Below are 18,082 nucleotides of genomic sequence, written 5' to 3'. Positions count from 1 at the left end.
CGCTGCTGCCTGACTCCGATTAACTCGGAAAGACGGTAGTGGTCGGACGGTTACGGTGATGATTGATTTGGCGATGCAGCAGGTCAAGAAGATCAAGACGCCCTTGGGCGAGCTGGAAGAGCGCTACAGGAAATTGGTCGTCCGAGCGAATCCAGGGAACCTGTTTGCTGCCATGAATACCTTCGGTTTTGCTGACCTTGAAATGCTGGCCGAGAAGTCAAAGAAGAAAGCCGCGTTGAGGCATGAAGCCTATTCCCGTTTCGGTGACCGGGTGTTCGAACCGACTGCCGCGGAGCAATACTGCATCGATACCCTGAATGGTGTTGGGCTTGACCGATATGGATTCATTGACGACGAGGCTGCCGCAGAGCGTTTCCGTGCTGATCCTGACATGCTGCCGAATACCTTGGCCGACTGCCTTCACGAGATGCGTTACTGGGATGAACTGAGTAGCCTGCGCTATGCATTTGGTACCACTGACGGCGACCCCCCTCAAGAGGTAAGCACCCGGGGATCGTTCCTCTTCTCCTGCATGGCGACGATCAGGCCGCGCTCGAAGGATGAATCCCTGCAGGTGTTGCGCTGGATGATCGAGGACAAGCAGAACCGGTTCGATCGAACCCATACCGATGCCATCCTGTTGAATCTGATCGGGTGAAACAGGGTGTTTCAAAGGGTGCCATTTCAAATGCGAATCTTCCGGCCGGTCACAGGCAGTGTTTTCAATTTGTGGCAGAATTGACCGATGCCGGGTTAGCTCAGTTGGTAGAGCAGCGCCCTTGTAACGCGCAGGTCATCCGTTCGATTCGGATACCCGGCACCACCTGAAGTGTCGTACCGGGAAGCTAGGCGACATGACCGTGAAGCGGTCACAGTCTTGCGAGCCGACGAGACGGTGAGAATCCGTCCGCCAACTCAATCCCTACTGCATTGCAGAGGGGCCACGGCGCAGGATTCGGCAACTGCCGAGCAGAGGCCAGCCAGTAATGGTTGGCCTTTGTTGTTTCTGGGTCAGCCGGAGGCGAGTGGGGCTTGGTTTTGAATCCGGCCTGCACATTGATCGCCAAGGGAGCAACAGGGGAGCAATGAACCTGATTGCAGCCAAGAGAGCAAAAAGGCCAACTCCGGGGAATTGGCCTAACTACTTGATTCTTGAGCATGGTGCCCGGAGCGGGAATCGAACCCGCACGCCTTTCGGCTCCGGATTTTAAGTCCGGTATGTCTACCAATTTCATCATCCGGGCAGCGGTGATGGAGGCGCGATTCTAGCGGAGTGGGCGCAGCTTGGGTACACCGGGGCGAGCTACGCTGCCCGCACCAGCAGATCCACCCGTTGCGGATTGAGAAAGGTGGCGCCGTCCGGGGTCAAGTAGCCTTCGAATTTGTCGCGCACGGCGGCGTAGAGTTCGGGCGAGAGCTGGTGGTCGGTGTGGGTGACCTGCAGCATGCGGGCATCGAATGCTGCGAAGCTGTCGAAATGGCTGCGGGTATTGAAGAACAGTTGCTGTCGGAGTTGCAGCGGGCCGCGCTCGACGGCGCGGCACAGTGCTGCGAAGGCCGCTTCGCGCACGTTCTTTTCGTCGTTGAACAGTTTGAAGACTTCATTCAATTCGCCGGCATAGACCGGTTCGGAAATCCAGGCCAGACCGCCTGGTTTGAGTACCCGGGCGATTTCAGCGAAGGCCTGATCCATCAACTCGACCGGCACATGGTGCAGGGATTTGAACATGAGCACGATGTCGACACTGGCGTCGGCGGCCGGAATGGCTTCGGCGCCGCCGGCGGCGAAGGTTACGCCGGGCAGGGGTTGCGCCAGGTTTCTGGCATGCTGGATCTGATCGACCTCGAGCGCCAGGATGTGCGCCGGGCGACCACTGGCAGCCAGGGTGCGGGTTTTTTCCGCACGGCCACAGCCGAGTTCGAGCACCGTCGCTCCGACGAGCGGCAGAGTGGCGAGCATCAGCTCGGTTTCATTGACCAAGTCGTGTGCAGCGGGGTTGGCGATTTGCATTGGCGTGATTCGGCAGGAAAAAGTGGAATATTAACAGATGTTGATATTCAAGCCGACCTCAACCCAGCCGGAATTCAGATGTCCGCTTCCACCAGGCCGCCGTCCTTTTCCATCCAGGCGCGGCGGCCGGCGGCTTCGCCCTTGCCCATGAGCAGGGTGAAACCGGCGTGCATGGCGGCGATTTCCTCGCGGCTGGCCTGAAATGGCACTAGGCGCCGGGTATCCGGGCAAAGCGTGGTTTCCCACAGCTGATCCGGATTCATTTCACCCAACCCCTTGAAGCGCGAGACGGTAATGCGGTTGGGGTTTACACCTTCTTCCGCCAGTTTGTGCAGGATTTGCTCCTTTTCAGCTTCATCCAGGCAGTAATGCTTGCGCGTGTGGCCTTTGGCTTCGTGATCGACCCGGAAGAGGGGCGGCTGGGCAACGTAAATATGGCCACGCTCGATCAAGGCCGGGAAGTGGCGCAGGAAGAGGGTGAATAGCAGGACCTGGATGTGCGAACCATCGACGTCGGCGTCCGACATGATGATGATGCGCCCGTAGCGCAGGCCACTCAGATCAACGCTGTCGATCTGTTCCAGTGCATGCGGGTCGACGCCGATGGCCACTGAAATATCGTGCACTTCGTTGTTCCGGAACAGCTGGTCGCGCTCCACCTCCCAGGTATTCAGAACCTTGCCACGCAAAGGCAGGACGGCTTGCGTTTCCTTGTCGCGCCCCTGTTTAGCCGAGCCGCCGGCGGAATCTCCCTCGACTAGGAATACTTCATTGCGACCGATGTCGTCGGATTCGCAATCGGTCAGTTTGCCGGGCAGGGTGGCGATGCCGGAGGATTTCTTTTTCTCCACCTTCTGGGTCGATTTCAGGCGGTTTTGCGCGGCCTTGACGGCGAGTTCGGCAATCTTGCGCCCGTGTTCAGCATGGCTGTTCAGCCACAGTTCGAACGGATCGCGCACCATCTGCGACACCAGCTTGTAGGCATCGCGGCTGGTCAGCTTTTCCTTGGTCTGGCCCTGGAATTGCGGGTCGAGCACTTTCGCCGAGAGCAGAAAGGTCATCTTGCTGCAAACGTCTTCCTGCGCCAGCTTGACCTTGGCGGGCAGAATCGCGTGGTGCTCGGCAAAAGCCTTCACTGCCTCGAATACACCGGATTTCAGACCGGCCTCGTGGGTGCCACCATCGAGAGTGGGGATCAGGTTGACGTAGCTTTCCGGCTTGCCGCCGCCTTCCTCGAACCAGGCCAGCGCCCAGGTGGCGCCCTCGCCGATGGCGAAACCGTTGTCGGTCGTGACGAATTTCTCGCCGACAAAAATCGGTGCCACCGGCTGTCCGGGCATCATTTCGGCCAGATAGTCCGCCATGCCGTTCTGGTAGCACCAGGACTTCTTTTCTTCGCCGTCGATTTCCAGTTCGACCAGCAACCCTGGCATCAGCACGGCCTTGGAGCGCAGCAGGTGGGTCAATTGCGCCAGATTGACCCGGGGCGAATCGAAGTAGCGGGCATCCGGCAGGATGCGTACGGCGGTACCGGTCGTGCGCGGGCCGATGTCGCCGATGCGCTGCAAAGGTTCAACCGGCGTGCCGCCGGCAAAGGCGATGCGGTGGACGCCGCCGCCCCGCTTGATTTCGACTTCCAGACGGGTGGACAAGGCATTGGTAACGGACACGCCCACACCATGCAGGCCTCCGGAAAAACGATAGGCGTTGCCGCTTTCCGTCTTGTTGAACTTGCCGCCCGCGTGCAGCTTGCAGAACACCAGTTCGACCGCCGGACGACCTTCTTCCGGATGAATTTCGACCGGAATGCCACGGCCGTTATCGGTCACTTCGATCCAGCCATCGGCGGCAAGCCGGACGCTGATTTTCCGGGCAAAACCGGCCAGCGCTTCGTCGGCTGCGTTGTCGATGACCTCCTGCACGATGTGGGTCGGGCAGGTGGTACGGGTGTACATCCCGGGGCGTTCCTTGACCGGTTCGAGGTCCTTGAGAACACGGATGGAGGCTGCGGAGTAATTGCTCATGCGGAGGCCGGAGTGGAAAAACCGGCGGATTTTAGCCTTTGCCCGCCACATTTGTCCGTTTACTGCGCGCGGAGAGCAATTCGGGCTTTTCTTTCCCGCAGGTAATGGCGTATTGTCCGTAGGGGGACAAGGCCATACAGATAAGTAAAGAGGCTAAAAAAATGCAGGCGGCAACGGCAGACGAAAAAAAGACAGCACTGCATCTACATTTCGATGCGGTGAGCAGGAAACTCATGGCAACAGTCGTGCCCGATCCAGCGGCGGCGGCACTCGACGTGGCAACCTTGCGCGCGATGATCGAGGCGGGGGGCTGGGGGCAGTTGCATTACCTGGAAGAGATGAGCATCGGCCTGATTGCCAGCCATAACGCCGGCACCGCCTGCTCACTACCGATCGCCGAAGCCATTGATGCCAGCATCCACCTGGAAATTTCCCCAGATGCCATGGAAGCCTGGCTGACGCTGACGCCCGCGGCTGGCGGCAAGGTGGTAAGCGTGCAAAACGTGCTTGATCTCCTGGCAGAAAATAATGTCGCCGAAGGCATCGATTTGCTGGCTATCGAATCCGCGCTGCGGGCGGGACAGGTGGAGCGGGCCGTCGTGGCGCGCGGCAGGCCGCCTGTGCATGGCGAAGATGGGCGTCTGGAATCGCTGATTCCGGAAGTGCGTGACCGGCGACCGCGCATCAATTTTGACGGCTCGACCGACTACCGCGATCTGGGCGACATTTTCGTGGTGCATGCCGGCGACTGGCTGATGCTGCGGCACCCCCCCGGCGAAGGCACGCCCGGACGCGATCTTCTGGGGACGGCAATTGCCGCGGAACCTGGCAAGGCCGTCATGTTTGCCAGCAAGCTTGCCGGTACGCAGTTCGATACCGACAACCCGGATCTGCTGGTCGCCGCCATGACCGGGCAGCCGGTGGTGGTGAGCGGCGGCATGATCGTCGAGCCGGTATACAAGGTGGCCCAGGTGTCGATGGCCAGCGGCAACATCGATTTTGACGGCAGCGTGGTGGTGGCCGGTGATGTGTGCACCGGCATGAAGGTTCGGGCGACCGGGGATATCGAAGTCGGCGGCGTGGTCGATATGGGGACGCTGGACGCTGGCGGCAATATCGTGGTCAAGGGCGGCGTGCTTGGCGCCCTCGGGCGTAAGACGGGCGAAGACTGCGAAGTGCGTTGCGGCGGCAATTTTCATGCCGTCTATGCCCAGCAGGCCAAGGTGGCGGCAGGCGACACGATTTTCATCGACGATACCGCCATTCAGTGCGAACTGAGCGCAGTCAATCACGTCAAGGTCGGCGGCAAAAAACGCGGCAATATCGTCGGCGGGAGTGTGCAGGCGACCTATTCGATTGCAGCGAAGGTGATCGGCTCTCCCAACCGGGCCCTGACGCGCTGTACCATCGGGGTCAACCCGAAGCTGCTGCAGGAAGCGCAGGAGTTGGCAAAAGCACGTGACGCACTGGAAACCCAGTTGCTGGAAATTTCCAAACTGCTTGATTTTGCCAGCAAGAACGCCGGCCGCGTGCAGCCGAACATGGTGGAAAAAGCCCGCGTCACTGCCGCGCAACTGTCGCAGCAGATCGTTGAAAAACGTGCGCAGCAGGGGGCCTTGCAGCAGCAACTGGAACTGGCCCAGGGCGCACGCGTGGTGGCGGAGCAGATCCTGTACGAAGGGGTCGAGATTCATTTCGGCGCCACGCGTTACAAGGTCAGCGGCGAGCACGCTGCCTGCGCCTTGGCCAACGGGGTTGACGGGCCGGAGTTGCAGGCTTTGAAATAAGCCGCCCGGCATTTGAATTTTTCTGGAGGCGACATGCAGCATTTAGCACAACCTATCGATATCACACAGATTGCCACCCACCGCCACACCTGCAAGGCGTTCGACCCGACCCGCCGCATCCCCCCGGAGACGCTTACGGCGGTGAAAACCTTGTTGCGCCACACGCCATCTTCCGTCAATTCGCAGCCCTGGCATTTCGTCATCGCCGGTACGTCGACCAGCAAGGACAAGATTGCGGCCACGCTGGCAGGACGTTTTTCCTACAACGGAGAAAAGGTGCGCGATGCGTCGCACGTGGTGGTGCTGTGCGCCCGCCGCGAAATGAACGGCGCCCATCTCGATGCACTGATCGAGCAGGAAGCTGCGGATGGGCGTTTTGCCACGACGGAGGCCCGCGTCAATCAGTACAACGCACGTGGCTTCTACGCCGATCTGCACCGTGAAGAGTTGCGCGATGCCGATCAATGGATGGAAAAGCAGGTCTATATCGCGCTTGGCAACCTGCTGCTGGGGGCCGCGGCGCTGGGTCTGGATGCCTGCGCGATGGAGGGCATCGATCATGCCGCCATCGACACCGCGCTGGGTCTGCAAGCACGTGATCTGCGCTGCGTCCTGCTGGTCGCCCTGGGCTATCGCAGCAGTGCCGACTTCAATGCGGCACTACCGAAATCGCGCTTGCCGGAAGCGGCAGTCATTAGCGAAATCTGACCGGGTAGCGCCTTGCTGCATGGGCAGTGCGCGCGTCATGTAGCGTGCTGCGCCCGGATAAGTTGCCAGAGCGGCGCGGGATTCACCCGTCGCCGGCTCGGTCACGGTAAACCCTTGTTTGTGCCAGAAAGGGGCCGCGTCCTGAACACAGACCAGGGCCGCATGCGGCCACTGCCGTGCCTGCGCCATCCGCAGTGCCTCGGCAACCAGGGCGCCGCCCAGGCCGTGACCGTTGGCGACGGGGCTGACCGCGAGATCGTGCAGATAAAGACAGTTGGCGGCGGTGGCAGGTAAAAAATCGCCGTTCAGGGCGGTGATACTACCCAGGCACGCGGGATAGCCGGCAAGGTAAGCCAGGGGCGCCGCTGTGGCTTGAGCCTCGGCGACCCAGCAAAGTGCCGCCGGGTGCTGCAGGCGTTGCTGCCAGATGGATAGGGGTTCGTTCAGCTGCGGCGCATAACATTGCGCCTGCACGGCAAGAATGGCCGGCAGATCGGCGGGCCGGGCCCGGCGTAGCGAAAACATGGAGGGGGTAGTGCGGGCAGGACAACCGTCCTGCCCGCTGCCATCAATACCCGGCATCAGACGCCTTGTTTCAGGCTGGCCTCAATGAAGTCGTCGAGGTCGCCATCGAGCACGGCCTGAGTGTTACCGGTTTCGTGATTGGTGCGCAAATCCTTGATCCGGCTCTGGTCGAGCACATAGGAGCGGATCTGGTGGCCCCAGCCGATGTCGGACTTGGCGTCCTCCAGTTTCTGCTGTTCGGCCATCTGCTTGCGCAGTTCCAGTTCGTAAATGCGCGCCCGCAGCATCTGCCAGGCCTCGTCACGGTTGCGGTGCTGCGAACGATCGTTCTGACACTGCACGACGATGCCGGTCGGGATATGGGTCAGTCGCACCGCCGAATCAGTCTTGTTGATGTGCTGACCGCCGGCGCCGGAAGCGCGGTAGGTGTCGGTGCGCACATCGGCTGGGTTGATGTCGATTTCAATCGAATCATCGACTTCCGGATACACGAAGACCGAAGTGAAACTGGTATGGCGCCGGGCATTCGAGTCGAACGGTGATTTGCGCACCAGGCGGTGGATGCCGGTTTCGGTGCGCAGCGTGCCGTAGGCGTAATCGCCGCTGAACTTGACGGTGGCGCCCTTGATGCCAGCCACGTCGCCTTCCGACTCTTCCATGACTTCGACGGTGAACCCCTTCTTTTCACCGAATTTCAGGTACATGCGCAACAGCATGGAAGCCCAGTCCTGCGCCTCGGTACCGCCCGCGCCGGCCTGAATTTCCAGGAAGCAGGGCATGGGATCGGAGGGGTTGTTGAACATGCGGCGAAATTCGAGGGCATTGACCTTCTTCTCGATTTCGGCGTTGTCGGCTTCGACCGAGAGCAGGGTGTCCTCGTCATCCTCTTCGGCACCCATGGCGAACAATTCGCGGCCATCCTTGATGCCCGCAGCCACGCTCTCCAGCACCAGCACGACATCTTCCAGGCTTTTCTTCTCGCGCCCCAGTTCCTGCGCGCGCTTCGGATCGTCCCAGATTTTCGGGTCTTCCAGCTCCAGATTGAGAAGCGTCAGACGTTCGCGTTTGTGGTCGTAGTCAAAGATACCTCCGTAGCTCGTCGGCGCGCTGCGCCAGGTCATCGAGCGTGTTGGAGATACTGTTTTGCCGTTCTGCGTCCATGATCGTTTTAGCCGTGCGGAAAAAGGGCGGATTATACCGGTTGGACGCGCCGCGCTAAACCTTGAACTGCTGCACGCTTTCCTGCAAGGAACGCGCTTCGGCGTGGAGTTTTTCGGCAGCGCTTGCCGTGTGCTGGGCTTCAAGGTTATTCGCTTCCGTCATCTGGGCGATTGTTTCCAGCCCCTGGGCAACGTTACTGCTGGCCAGACTTTGTTCGCGGATGGTGTCGGAAATACCGCCCACTGCGCTGGAGACCTGCGCTGCGCCTTGCTGGATGCGGTCAATGGCGGTGCTGGCCTGAGTGGCAAGCTCGACGCCTTCACTGACTTCATCGACACCACGTTCCATGTTGGTGACGGCATCCTGTGTACGCTCCTGGATGCGAGCAATCATGTGACTGATTTCATGGGTCGATTGGGCCGTACGTTCGGCAAGCTTACGCACCTCGTCAGCCACCACAGCGAAACCACGGCCTTGCTCGCCAGCGCGCGCAGCCTCGATGGCGGCATTCAAGGCGAGCAAGTTGGTCTGATCCGCAATTTCCTTGATGGTGCCGGCAATGCTGGAGATATGCTCGACCTCTTCCCCTAGTGTTTCCACCATCTGCGCCGAACAGCGGACAGTTTCGGCAATGCGGCTCATGGCACCGACGGCAGCGGCGATGGTACGAGAGCTTTGTTGCGCAACCTCACGGGATTCGTCGGAGGCTGCACGGACTTCGTTGGTGTGCTGGGCAATCAGATTGATGCCGGTGCTCATTTCTTCGACTGAAACCAGCATGCGATGAGTGGCTTCGGTTTGTGTCTGCGTATCAGCGGCAACATGTGCTGCGGCAGCATTGAGTTGATCGGCATCGGCGCTGACGCTGTGCGCGGTGTCGCGTACCTGGCGAATGGTCGTGGCGAGCTGTGCCTGCATGGTGGCGAGTGAAGTCATCAGGCGGGCAATCTCGTCTTGACCGGAAACGGCAATCCGTTGCGTGAAGTCGCGCTCGGCAACGCGTTCGGCAACGCCGACTGCTGCCTCCAGCGGCCGGGCGATCCAGCGGCGCATGCTCCACCACACCAACGCCACAACCACAGGAATCAGCAACAAGGCCACAAGCAGCATGCCCCGCCCGGTGTGCTGACCTTCGGCATTGAATTCTTCAAGATAACTACCGGAAGCCACCAGCCAGTCCCACGGGGCGTAATAATCGTAGGCAGTAACTTTTGCGCGTGGTTTTTCTTCACCCGGGTTTTGCCACAGATAAGTGATGATGCCGACTTTCTTTTCCAGCATTTCATCGACAAACTTTTTCCCTTGCGCATCGGCCAATCCAAGCAAGGACTTGCCTTCACTGCTCGGATGCATGGTGATCTGCCCTTTGTTCTTGCCATGATCAATGGCGAAAGGGTAGCCAGTCTGTCCAATTTTCAGACCGAGAATCTTCTTTTTTAACGCCACCAGTCCCTCGGTGAAATCCAGGCCGACGAAAAATGCGCCGATCACCTCACCTTGGGGGTTCTTGATCGGCAGGTAATGCGTCATGAAATCGCGCCCGAGCATGCGCGCTTTGCCAGTAAAGGGCTCGCCCTTGAGCAGCAGAGGAATGGCCGGGTGGTCCGGGCCGAGAGGGACGCCTGACGCCCGTTCGCCTTGTTCGGTTTTGACTGAAGTCGAGGTGCGCTCGAAATCGTCGCCACGTCGGGTCAGCACGGTGGCATTGACCTGACTGTTTTTGGTGAAACGGTCAGGAATCGTGGTTTCGCTTTGGGTGATGGCCTCATTGCCATAGTAGAGCGTGTCGCCACGCATGCTGAAACTTTGTGCGTCGTAGTTGGCCGCAAACAGCGGCCCCAGACGTTGCACCGATTGTTCCAGTGAGCGGTTGTAGGTGTCGATCATGCCGGTCACCATGCGGTTGGTGTCCTGCAAACCTTGCAGCGCCTTTTCTTCCAGCTTGGCGGTGAGAAAACCGGATAGCGCAAAAGCTGCTGCAGCCAGGATGAGGGTGATCGATGAAGCAAGAACCAGAATCAGCTTTCTTGCCACGGAAGTATGCGCTTGTGCCATGGTGCTTCCCTTGTCTCCGGACTGTTTTTGTGGTCGCCCCTGACTGACGCAAATAGGGCGACTGGTTTTATTGCGCAAGCATTGTAATATTTGAAACTTCGGGTGTATGTAAAATAATTTATTGATATTTATCAAAAATAAAATAATTATTCCGAATTCATCTCAGCGGATTGCGCCCGACTTGGGGTCGCCTCAGAAAACGGAAAACAAGCACGCCATACCGAGTCAGCGGCCTCAACTTGGTGACGGCTGCTGTCGTGTTGTGGAACACAGGCTACTCGGAACACGCAGCGCATGCGCTGCGTGGCAACCGACACCACCTCCCATGGCCTGATACAAAGCAACACTATCGACTAGGCGTTGTGCTTGGGCCGCAACCATATTGATCCGGATAGACTGTGCCTGTTGCTGCGCGATGAGCAATTGCAGGTAGCTGGCTGCGCCCAGCCGGTATTGCCGCTCGACCGACAGCAATGAAGCCTGTGCAGCCCTATCAGCGGCAGCGAGGGCAGTCAAAGTTTGTGCATCGCTTTCCACCGCGCGCAGGGTGTCGGCGACATTACGCAAAGACTCCAATACGACGCTCTGGTAATTGGCTACGGCGGCATCAAAAGCGGCGAGCGCCGCTCTTTTTTCAGCGGGTAGCCCCGGATTAAAAAGAGGCTGGGTAAGCTGCGCAACCAGGCCCCAGACTGCTGATCCACCACCGAACAAGGCACCGGTGGTCAGCGCTTGAGAGCCAAGGTTGGCACTCAGGTTGATCTGTGGATAGAGCTTGGCGACAGCCACACCATAGTCTGCATTGGCCGCATGCAACAGCGCCTCTGATGCCTGGATATCCGGTCGGCGGCGCACCAGCTCTGAGGGCACGACGAGCGGCATCTCGACGGGCAGAGTGAAATCGGCCAGAGTGAAGGCTGGAATGGCACCCGTGCCTGGGGCACGACCGGCTAGCACCGCCAGTAGATGTTCGGTTTGTTGCAGCTGTTTAAGCAGCGCAGGCAGTTCTGCCCGCGTTTGCTCCGCCTGAGCTTGTAGGCTCAGCGCTTCATCAGGTGAGGCCTGACCGATCCGCACGCGTTCATGGGCTAGATGCAGTTGCTCATCCTGCACGCGCAAAATGGCAGCAGTGGCTTCTAGTTGCGCGGCGAGGCGTGCCCGGGTAATGGCAGTGGTGGCCATGTTGCTGGCCAGGGCCAGGCGCGCAGCATCCAGTTCGAAGCGACGGTAGTCGGCGCGAGCAGCCAAGGCTTCGAGTGCGCGCCGGTTGCCGCCAGCCAGATCGAGGTTGTAATACACACCAACGCTGGCGTTGTAAAGGCTGAATTGACGCGTGTTTCCGCTCAACCCTTGGCTACTGGGGCTCATTTGCTGGCGCTGAGCTCCCAGTGCGACATCTATCTGTGGATATTGCGTCGAGCCCGCCTGTGCGACAAGAAGCTCCTGCGCCTGTCGCAAATTAGCGCTGATGCTCGCCAGTGTCGGGCTGGCATGAAAAGCTTCGTCGATCAGTCCGTCGAGAGCGGATGACCCCAAGCTTTGCCACCATTGCGCAGCGATCAGAAGCTCTTCGACTAGACGTTGTGTTTCGCCGAACTGCGTGGGAGCGGACGCGGTTCTATCAGCCACTGGTGTTGCAGTGTAGCGAGCCACATCGGGTGCGGAGGGACGCTGAAAATCAGGACCAGCGGAGCAGCCGGCCAGACCTGCGGTGATCAGACCTGCTACCAGGCAAGTTGTCGCGAGCCGTCTTTTAAGGCTGAAGGGGCGCTGACATGTTTTAGCGTGCTTCATAAAAGTGCTCCACGAAAGATTCACGGAAAGCTTGGTGGCAGCCCAAGCAGCTTTCTGGCACGTGGCTGTGCAGTGCTTGCGGTGGGTCATGAAACTCTTCTGTCATTCAATCGTTCTCTCATTCGAACTCTCGCCCTTCACCAGCTTCCTCATGGGTCACGCCGTCGCGGATGTGGTAGATGCGCCTGAAGGTCGGGATTATTTTTTCGTCATGGGTGACGACGATGATGGCGGTCTCGAACTTCCGGGCCATGTCGTTGAGGATGCGGATTACAGCCATGGCGCGCTCGGAATCCAGCGGCGCAGTGGGTTCATCGGCCAGGATCACCGGCGGACGATTGACCAATCCGCGTGCGATGGCAACCCGTTGCTGCTCACCACCGGAGAGTTGCGAGGGCATGGCGCGAGCCCGGTGTTGCACATCAAGCGCCGTGAGTAATTCCAGTGCCTTCGCGCGCGACTCTCCATTCGCGACACCTGCGAGCATCGGCAGTAGCGCCACGTTGTCGGTGACATCGAGAAATGGAATCAGATACGGCGCCTGGAATACGAAGCCAATTTTGTCCCGGCGCAAGGCGCGCAAGTCGCGGACTTTCCACCCATCGTCGTAGATCACTTCATCGCCCAGCGTCATGCGACCGGCGGTCGGATCAATCACCGCACCCAGACATTTGAGCAGCGTGCTCTTGCCGGATCCGGAAGGGCCGATCAGGCCCACCACCTCACCCGGCGCCACCTGCATGTCCACTCCCTTCAAGGCATCGACAGCGGTATCGCCCTTGCCATAACGTTTTCTCAAACCTTCGATGCGAATGCCTTTGCCACTCATCTCAACCTCCAATGGCTTCGGCCGGATCGACCTTGAGTGCCATGCGAATGGCGACGATGCTGGCTAGAACGCAGATCACGAGCACGGCGAAAAAACCGGCGATTGAGTCGAACGGCACCAGCAGTACGTACTTGGGAAACAGGGGCGCCGAGAATGTGGCGCTGATCTTGCCGACCACGAAACCAATCACGCCCAGGGCGAGCGCCTGCTGCATGATCATCGCAGCGATGGTTCGGTTGCGTGTACCGATCAGCTTCAACACCGCAATCTCGCGGATTTTGTCCATCGTCAGCGAATAGATGATGAAGGCAACGATGGCCGCGCTAACGATGGCCAGAATCACTAAGAACATGCCGATCTGCTTGGCCGAGGTGGCGATCAACTTGCCAACGAGGATGTCTTCCATCTGTGCCCGGGTGTAGACCGTCAAACGCTTCCAGCGCCGGATGGATTCGGCAACCTCGTCCGGCGCATGACCAGGTTTCAGTGTGACCAGTACGGCATTGACGAACGCGTTGGTGCTCTGTGAAGCAATCACGGCATCCAGCAAACCTGGAACACCGGGTCGATTGAAGGCCGGGTTGGCTTCGGTGCGACGCCGGCTTTGCCAAATGGCGTCGTTGTCCTTGAGGAACTGAGCCTCTTGGGCATCCTTGAGCGGAATGAATACCATCGGGTCGCCGCTGGACGACACCATGCGCCGTGTCAGCCCCACGACGGTGTAATGATTTCGGCGAATGGCAAGACGATCTCCCAGTTTGAAGCCGGTGGCGATGTCGGCCACTGCCTCGTAGTGACCGCGCGTGATCTGGCGTCCAGCGACGAGATAAGGAGGCCATCCGGGTGTAGCCCCCAACGCGCCGGGCGCGATGCCGACCACCATGGTGCGTACATCACTCTCGCCCTTGCGTACCTGCATGGTCAGGTAGGTCACGTTCGCTGCCTGGGCGACTCCCGGCATGGCGAGGATGGCGCGATACACGTCATCGTTGAGGCTTGACGACTCCGCATAAGGACCCAGAGTGTCCTTTTGCACCACCCAAAGGTCGGCGCCACTATTGTCGAGCAGCGCCTTGCCGTCGTCCACCATGCCCCGGTACACCCCGGCCATGACTAGGGTGACGCCGATCAGCAGGCCCAGACCGATGCCGGTGAAGACGAATTTCCCCCAGGCATGGAGAATGTCGCGGCCGGCTAGGCTGATCACTCTGGGACTCCCGGGATGCGGTCGACTACATGAATGCGGCTACGGACCGTCAATGCCTTTTCGCTATAGGTCACGACCAGGTCTCCATTCTTGAGCCCTTCGCGCACTTGCACGTAACCATTGAGGTCAGAAGTGCCGAGCTTGACCGGGGAGAAACGCAGATCACCATCAACGATTTGCCAGACACCAATTTTATTGCCGTCACGCTGGACGGCTGCGTTGGGGATCAGAGGAGCGGCCGGAAGGGCCGGCAAGTCAACCGTGACTTCGGCCAGTTCACCCACCGGTGGCAAAGGTTCTGGTTTGTTATCGAATGTCACCTTGGCGAGCGTTTCCTCGGTTACCGCGTCGGCCTTGGGTTCCACCCGCAGCACGCGACCTTTCAAGGTCTGGCCAGCACGCGAACGCAGGACAATATGCGCCGGCAGCCCCCCAGCCAGCCCGGATGCGCTGATCTGGTCGAAGCGCACGTTGATCCACAAACTGTTGGGGTCGATCACTTCCACCACGGCCTGGCCCGCGACGATGGTCGTGCCGGGATCGGCATCGCGTACAGCGACCACACCGTCGACCGGCGCGATCAGGCGCAGATTGCTCCGCTGCGCGACGAGTCCTTGGCGCTCGGAGCGTGCCCGGGCAATATCTTCCCGAGCGGCGGATAGGGCGGCATCGGCGATCTGCAGTTCCTGCCGCTTGGTGGTGACGATTTCCTCGCTGGTCGAGCGCACCGCAAACAATTGCTCATAGCGGCGCGCCTGGGTTTGCGCGTAGGCTTGCCGGGCTTCAGCCTCGCGCAAAGCCGCTTCCGCACGCTTGAATGCCGATTCCTGTGAGCGCACCCGATCATCGAGGTCGACCGGGTCCATTTCACCTAGTACCTGCCCGGCCTTGACTTGGTCTCCCACATGTACATCCAGACGTTTGACGCGCCCGGCAAACGTCGGGCCGATCTTGTAGGTGTAACGCGCCTCCACCGTGCCGATGCCGAACAGCGCCGGCGTGATAGCCCGTGACTCGACGCTTGTTACCGTCACAGCGACAGGAGCGAGCGGCCCTGATCGCAGACCGACATAAACAAAGAGCACCAGCAAAGGAATGATGACGGCAAGCAACGCCAGGGTGCGGCCTTGCAAGGGCAACTTTTTCATTGCGTACTCCTTATGCCACGCCGATAAATTGCAAAGACGCGCGGCGCATCGCGATGCATACGTTCTACATCACCTGCCAACAGCGATTGCATGACCAAGCCCTGGATCGTGCCAATGAACAGCATTGCCGCCGCCTCGTTGTCGAGCGAGGGAGACAACTCGCCGCTGGCCTTGCCCTTTTCGATGAGACGATGCAAACGTTCGCCGTAACGCTGAATCAAGGTTTGCACCATGCGCTTGGCCGGTGTTGATTCGGCACGCTGAAGCTCACCAAACATCATTCTTGGCACGCCTGGGTGTTCAGCAACAAATTCGACATGACTCATGAACATCGCCTCCATGGCTGCCAAAGGCGACGCGATTCCTTGTGCAGAGCGATCGATTCTGGCTAATAGGCGTTCTGCCACCCACTCCATGACCGCCTGCCAAATGGCTTCCTTGTTCGGGAAATGCCGAAATAGCGCTCCCTGGGTCAAGTTCATGTGTTTAGCGATAGCCGCAGTGGTTATCTCGCTTGGGTTTTGTGATCCGGCAAGTGCCACGACGGACTCGACAGTTACGGCACGACGTTCATCGGCCGGCAGATGCTTCGGATGGATATCCACAATATCGCCTCGATAGATAGTAATTGATTACTATCTTACCACGGAAGACAACTCAAACAAAAACAAGTCAAACCCTAACGCGAGCTCGCCAATATCTGGTGTCTGCAATAGGCTTAACGTGCTTTATCTTCCGTTTTCCGAGACGACTTCGACAGTTGTGGAGATTGAACTGTTACGCTCGCCGTGCTTATCTCTGCGCAAAGCTGCCGAGTTGCGCGTATGAACGCACACTCAAGTCAAAAATTGACAGGGCAGGGCGGTGGTAATAGGAGTGCAGAAAGACGGGGTGCGCCCCATGATGGAGCGGTCGAATCCGTGCGTCGGTGGCAACAGCGCGGATGGAAGGTTGGCTGAAAGGGCTGACCGTATCGTTCAACGGCCACGCAGGAACAGCTTGTCCAGGGCTTCTAGGCTGAGTTCGCTCCAGGTCGGGCGGCCGTGGTTGCACTGCCCCGCGCGTTCGGTGGCCTCCATCTGGCGCAGCAGGGCGTTCATTTCCGGCAGGCTGAGTTGCCGGCGGGCACGCACTGCGCCATGGCAGGCAAAGGTGGCGAGCAGTTCGTTGCGCTGTGCCGTCAGCAATTCGCTGCTGCCATGCTCGTTTAGTTCGCCAAGCAGGGCGCGGGCCAGCGCGACCGGATCCCCGCCTTGCAGCAAGGCCGGTACGGCACGGATGGCCAGTTGCTCCGGACCGGCGGCGGTGATCTGAAAACCGAGTTGAGCCAGCACGGCGGCGTGCTCTTCCACCGCGGCCATCTGATGTGCGTCGGCGCTGAACACGGCGGGAATGAGCAGGGCCTGGGTAGGGATGTCCTGCGCGTCGTAGGCCTGCTTGAGTTTTTCGTAGAGGATGCGCTCATGCGCCGCATGCATGTCCACCACGATCAGGCCCCGGGCGTTCTGGGCGAGGATGTAGATGCCGTGCAATTGTGCCAGCGCATAGCCCAGCGGGGGGCCGGCTGTTGCCGGCGCCGTTTCGGGAGGCATATCAGCGGGTGCAACTGCTGCCGGTGTGAACGGCGTGAACTGCGGCCGCTCGCCGGTATGAACGGGTGCCGGGCGAGCCGCCTGGGCAAAGGCGAAATACGCCTGCGTGTCACGCTCGCTGATGCGTAATGGCGCCTGATAGGGCGACCGCTCGGCAACAACTGCAGGACGCTCAGCCGAAGCCGCTGGCGACGCAGGGTTGTCGCCTGCGGTCAGCGGTTGCGCCAGGCTGCGCTGGATGGCGTGATACACGAATTGGTGCACGGCCCGCGAATCGCGAAAACGGATTTCGGTTTTGGCGGGGTGCACGTTGACATCGATCAGCGCGGGATCAATGGTGAGGAAGAGGCAGACGCTGGGCGCGCGGCTGCCATGCAGCACATCGCGATAGGCTTCGCGCAGGGCGTGGCCGATGACTTTATCGCGCACGAAGCGGCCATTGACGAACACATACTGCGCATCTTTCACCTCTCCGGCACAGGTGGGGTCGATGATGTGCCCCGCCAGGCGCAGGGGACCGGCGGCCACATCAAGCGGCCGGGTGGCGCCAAGGAAGTCCTCACCCAGCACATCCGCAACGCGCCGGGCGCGTTCTGCCGGGGCCAGTTGAAACAAGGTGCGAGCGTTGTGGCTCAGGCTGATCGCCACGTCCGGTCGGGTCAGCGCCAGACGGCGCACGGCATCGGCGCAGTGGGCGAATTCGGTGGCTTCCGCCTTGAGGAATTTACGCCGCGCCGGCGTGTTGTAGTACAGATCGCGCATCTCGACCACGGTGCCCGCCATGAGCGCGGCCGGTTCCGGTTCGGCACCGCTTTCACCACGCAATTTCCAGGCCTGGGCCGCACCGCGCGCCCGGCTGGTCAGGCTGAGGCGGGCCACCGAGGCCACCGAGGCCAGCGCCTCACCGCGAAAACCAAGGCTGCTGACCTGTTCCAGATCATCAAGCGAAGTGATTTTTGAGGTGGCGTGCCGGGTCAGCGCCAGAACCAGCTGATCTTTTTCGATGCCACAGCCGTCGTCGATGATGCGGATCAGCTTGACACCGCCTTCCTCCAGGTGCACCTGGATGGCACTGCTGCCAGCGTCCAGGCTGTTTTCCAGGAGCTCCTTGAGGACGGAAGCCGGTCTTTCGACGACTTCACCGGCAGCAATCTGGCTGATCAGCAGATCGGGTAGACGGGCAATCCGGGGCAAAGATGTTGGCAAAGGTGAGGGGGAATTTGTCGGCATGCCGGGATTAT

At 59.9% G+C, this 18,082-nt stretch carries 13 protein-coding genes, 2 tRNA genes and 1 pseudogene; 4 read left to right on the top strand and 12 right to left on the bottom strand.

All coding sequences use genetic code 11. The features are described from left to right. Positions 1-58: 58 nt before the first annotated feature. Both JYJ39_RS12715 and JYJ39_RS12710 read left to right on the top strand, forming a co-directional pair. Positions 59-658, top strand: a complete 600-nt coding sequence (locus tag JYJ39_RS12715; protein ID WP_205204824.1) for a hypothetical protein — start codon at positions 59-61, stop codon at positions 656-658. An 89-nt stretch (positions 659-747) separates the two neighbouring features. Continuing rightward, positions 748-823, top strand: a tRNA-Thr gene (locus JYJ39_RS12710). A 336-nt stretch (positions 824-1,159) separates the two neighbouring features. Here JYJ39_RS12710 and JYJ39_RS12705 read toward each other — a convergent pair. The 3 genes from JYJ39_RS12705 to parE all read right to left on the bottom strand — a co-directional run bounded on the left by JYJ39_RS12705 (position 1,160) and on the right by parE (position 4,035). Then, positions 1,160-1,244 (bottom strand) — tRNA-Leu (locus tag JYJ39_RS12705). Between the two features lie 59 nt (positions 1,245-1,303). Beyond that, on the bottom strand, positions 1,304-2,011 hold the full coding sequence (locus tag JYJ39_RS12700; RefSeq protein ID WP_205204815.1) for a class I SAM-dependent methyltransferase: 708 nt from the start codon (positions 2,009-2,011) through the stop codon (positions 1,304-1,306). A gap of 74 nt (positions 2,012-2,085) precedes the next feature. Next, positions 2,086-4,035 carry a DNA topoisomerase IV subunit B gene (parE, locus tag JYJ39_RS12695; protein WP_205204813.1) on the bottom strand — a complete coding sequence of 650 codons (1,950 nt, stop codon included), beginning with the start codon at positions 4,033-4,035 and terminating at the stop codon, positions 2,086-2,088. A 233-nt stretch (positions 4,036-4,268) separates the two neighbouring features. Here parE and JYJ39_RS12690 point away from each other — a divergent pair, with 233 nt between their 5' ends. Next, the gene (locus tag JYJ39_RS12690) at positions 4,269-5,822 is read left to right on the top strand and encodes a DUF342 domain-containing protein (RefSeq protein WP_205204811.1); all 1,554 of its coding nucleotides are present in this window, start codon (positions 4,269-4,271) and stop codon (positions 5,820-5,822) included. 33 nt (positions 5,823-5,855) lie between these two features. Continuing rightward, positions 5,856-6,530 carry an oxygen-insensitive NAD(P)H nitroreductase gene (gene nfsB, locus JYJ39_RS12685; RefSeq protein ID WP_240189657.1) on the top strand — a complete coding sequence of 225 codons (675 nt, stop codon included), beginning with the start codon at positions 5,856-5,858 and terminating at the stop codon, positions 6,528-6,530. Here nfsB and JYJ39_RS12680 read toward each other — a convergent pair. The 9 genes and pseudogenes from JYJ39_RS12680 to mutL form a co-directional block, all read right to left on the bottom strand. Then, a complete protein-coding gene (locus JYJ39_RS12680) occupies positions 6,483-7,112 on the bottom strand; it encodes a GNAT family N-acetyltransferase (protein WP_205204810.1) in 630 nt (209 codons plus the stop codon). The genes nfsB and JYJ39_RS12680 overlap by 48 nt on opposite strands. Then, a protein-coding gene (prfB, locus tag JYJ39_RS12675; RefSeq protein ID WP_205204809.1) for a peptide chain release factor 2 occupies positions 7,112-8,216 on the bottom strand; the annotation gives its coding sequence in 2 pieces (ribosomal slippage) (positions 7,112-8,134 and positions 8,136-8,216; 1,104 coding nt in all). The genes JYJ39_RS12680 and prfB overlap by 1 nt, the downstream gene beginning before the upstream one ends. 54 nt (positions 8,217-8,270) lie before the next feature. Continuing rightward, on the bottom strand, positions 8,271-10,271 hold the full coding sequence (locus tag JYJ39_RS12670; protein ID WP_205204808.1) for a methyl-accepting chemotaxis protein: 2,001 nt from the start codon (positions 10,269-10,271) through the stop codon (positions 8,271-8,273). Positions 10,272-10,604: 333 nt separating this feature from the next. Beyond that, a pseudogene (locus JYJ39_RS12665) lies at positions 10,605-12,065 on the bottom strand (efflux transporter outer membrane subunit); the annotation flags it as partial. 118 nt (positions 12,066-12,183) lie between these two features. Beyond that, a complete protein-coding gene (locus JYJ39_RS12660) occupies positions 12,184-12,894 on the bottom strand; it encodes an ABC transporter ATP-binding protein (RefSeq protein ID WP_205204807.1) in 711 nt (236 codons plus the stop codon). Position 12,895: 1 nt separating this feature from the next. After that, positions 12,896-14,101 carry an ABC transporter permease gene (locus JYJ39_RS12655; protein WP_205204806.1) on the bottom strand — a complete coding sequence of 402 codons (1,206 nt, stop codon included), beginning with the start codon at positions 14,099-14,101 and terminating at the stop codon, positions 12,896-12,898. Then, positions 14,098-15,249 (bottom strand): efflux RND transporter periplasmic adaptor subunit, encoded by a 1,152-nt coding sequence (locus JYJ39_RS12650; RefSeq protein WP_205204805.1) that lies wholly within the window; start codon positions 15,247-15,249, stop codon positions 14,098-14,100. Before JYJ39_RS12650 ends, JYJ39_RS12655 begins: the two co-directional genes overlap by 4 nt. Next, positions 15,246-15,854: a TetR/AcrR family transcriptional regulator gene (locus JYJ39_RS12645; RefSeq protein ID WP_205204804.1), complete on the bottom strand. Its 609-nt coding sequence runs from the start codon at positions 15,852-15,854 to the stop codon at positions 15,246-15,248. Before JYJ39_RS12645 ends, JYJ39_RS12650 begins: the two co-directional genes overlap by 4 nt. 372 nt (positions 15,855-16,226) lie before the next feature. Beyond that, positions 16,227-18,071, bottom strand: coding sequence for a DNA mismatch repair endonuclease MutL (gene mutL / locus JYJ39_RS12640; protein ID WP_240189655.1), 1,845 nt, complete (start codon positions 18,069-18,071; stop codon positions 16,227-16,229). Positions 18,072-18,082 lie beyond the last annotated feature (11 nt).

Origin of the sequence: Azonexus hydrophilus (assembly GCF_905120355.1) — a bacterium.
Classification (GTDB): Bacteria; Pseudomonadota; Gammaproteobacteria; order Burkholderiales; family Rhodocyclaceae; genus Azonexus.
The sequence above is the reverse complement of the archived record's forward strand: the minus strand, read 5'-3'. Positions and strand labels throughout refer to the sequence as shown.

Bases quoted from the DNA above. Each gene is read 5' to 3' on its own strand.
- nfsB (WP_240189657.1), top strand. From the start codon at position 5,856: ATGCAGCATTTAGCACAACCTATCGATATCACACAGATTGCCACCCAC.
- JYJ39_RS12690 (WP_205204811.1), top strand. From the start codon at position 4,269: ATGGCAACAGTCGTGCCCGATCCAGCGGCGGCGGCACTCGACGTGGCA.
- JYJ39_RS12650 (WP_205204805.1), bottom strand. From the start codon at position 15,249: ATGAAAAAGTTGCCCTTGCAAGGCCGCACCCTGGCGTTGCTTGCCGTC.
- JYJ39_RS12660 (WP_205204807.1), bottom strand. From the start codon at position 12,894: ATGAGTGGCAAAGGCATTCGCATCGAAGGTTTGAGAAAACGTTATGGC.
- JYJ39_RS12670 (WP_205204808.1), bottom strand. From the start codon at position 10,271: ATGGCACAAGCGCATACTTCCGTGGCAAGAAAGCTGATTCTGGTTCTT.
- parE (WP_205204813.1), bottom strand. From the start codon at position 4,035: ATGAGCAATTACTCCGCAGCCTCCATCCGTGTTCTCAAGGACCTCGAA.
- JYJ39_RS12680 (WP_205204810.1), bottom strand. From the start codon at position 7,112: ATGCCGGGTATTGATGGCAGCGGGCAGGACGGTTGTCCTGCCCGCACT.
- JYJ39_RS12700 (WP_205204815.1), bottom strand. From the start codon at position 2,011: ATGCAAATCGCCAACCCCGCTGCACACGACTTGGTCAATGAAACCGAG.
- JYJ39_RS12715 (WP_205204824.1), top strand. From the start codon at position 59: ATGATTGATTTGGCGATGCAGCAGGTCAAGAAGATCAAGACGCCCTTG.
- mutL (WP_240189655.1), bottom strand. From the start codon at position 18,071: ATGCCGACAAATTCCCCCTCACCTTTGCCAACATCTTTGCCCCGGATT.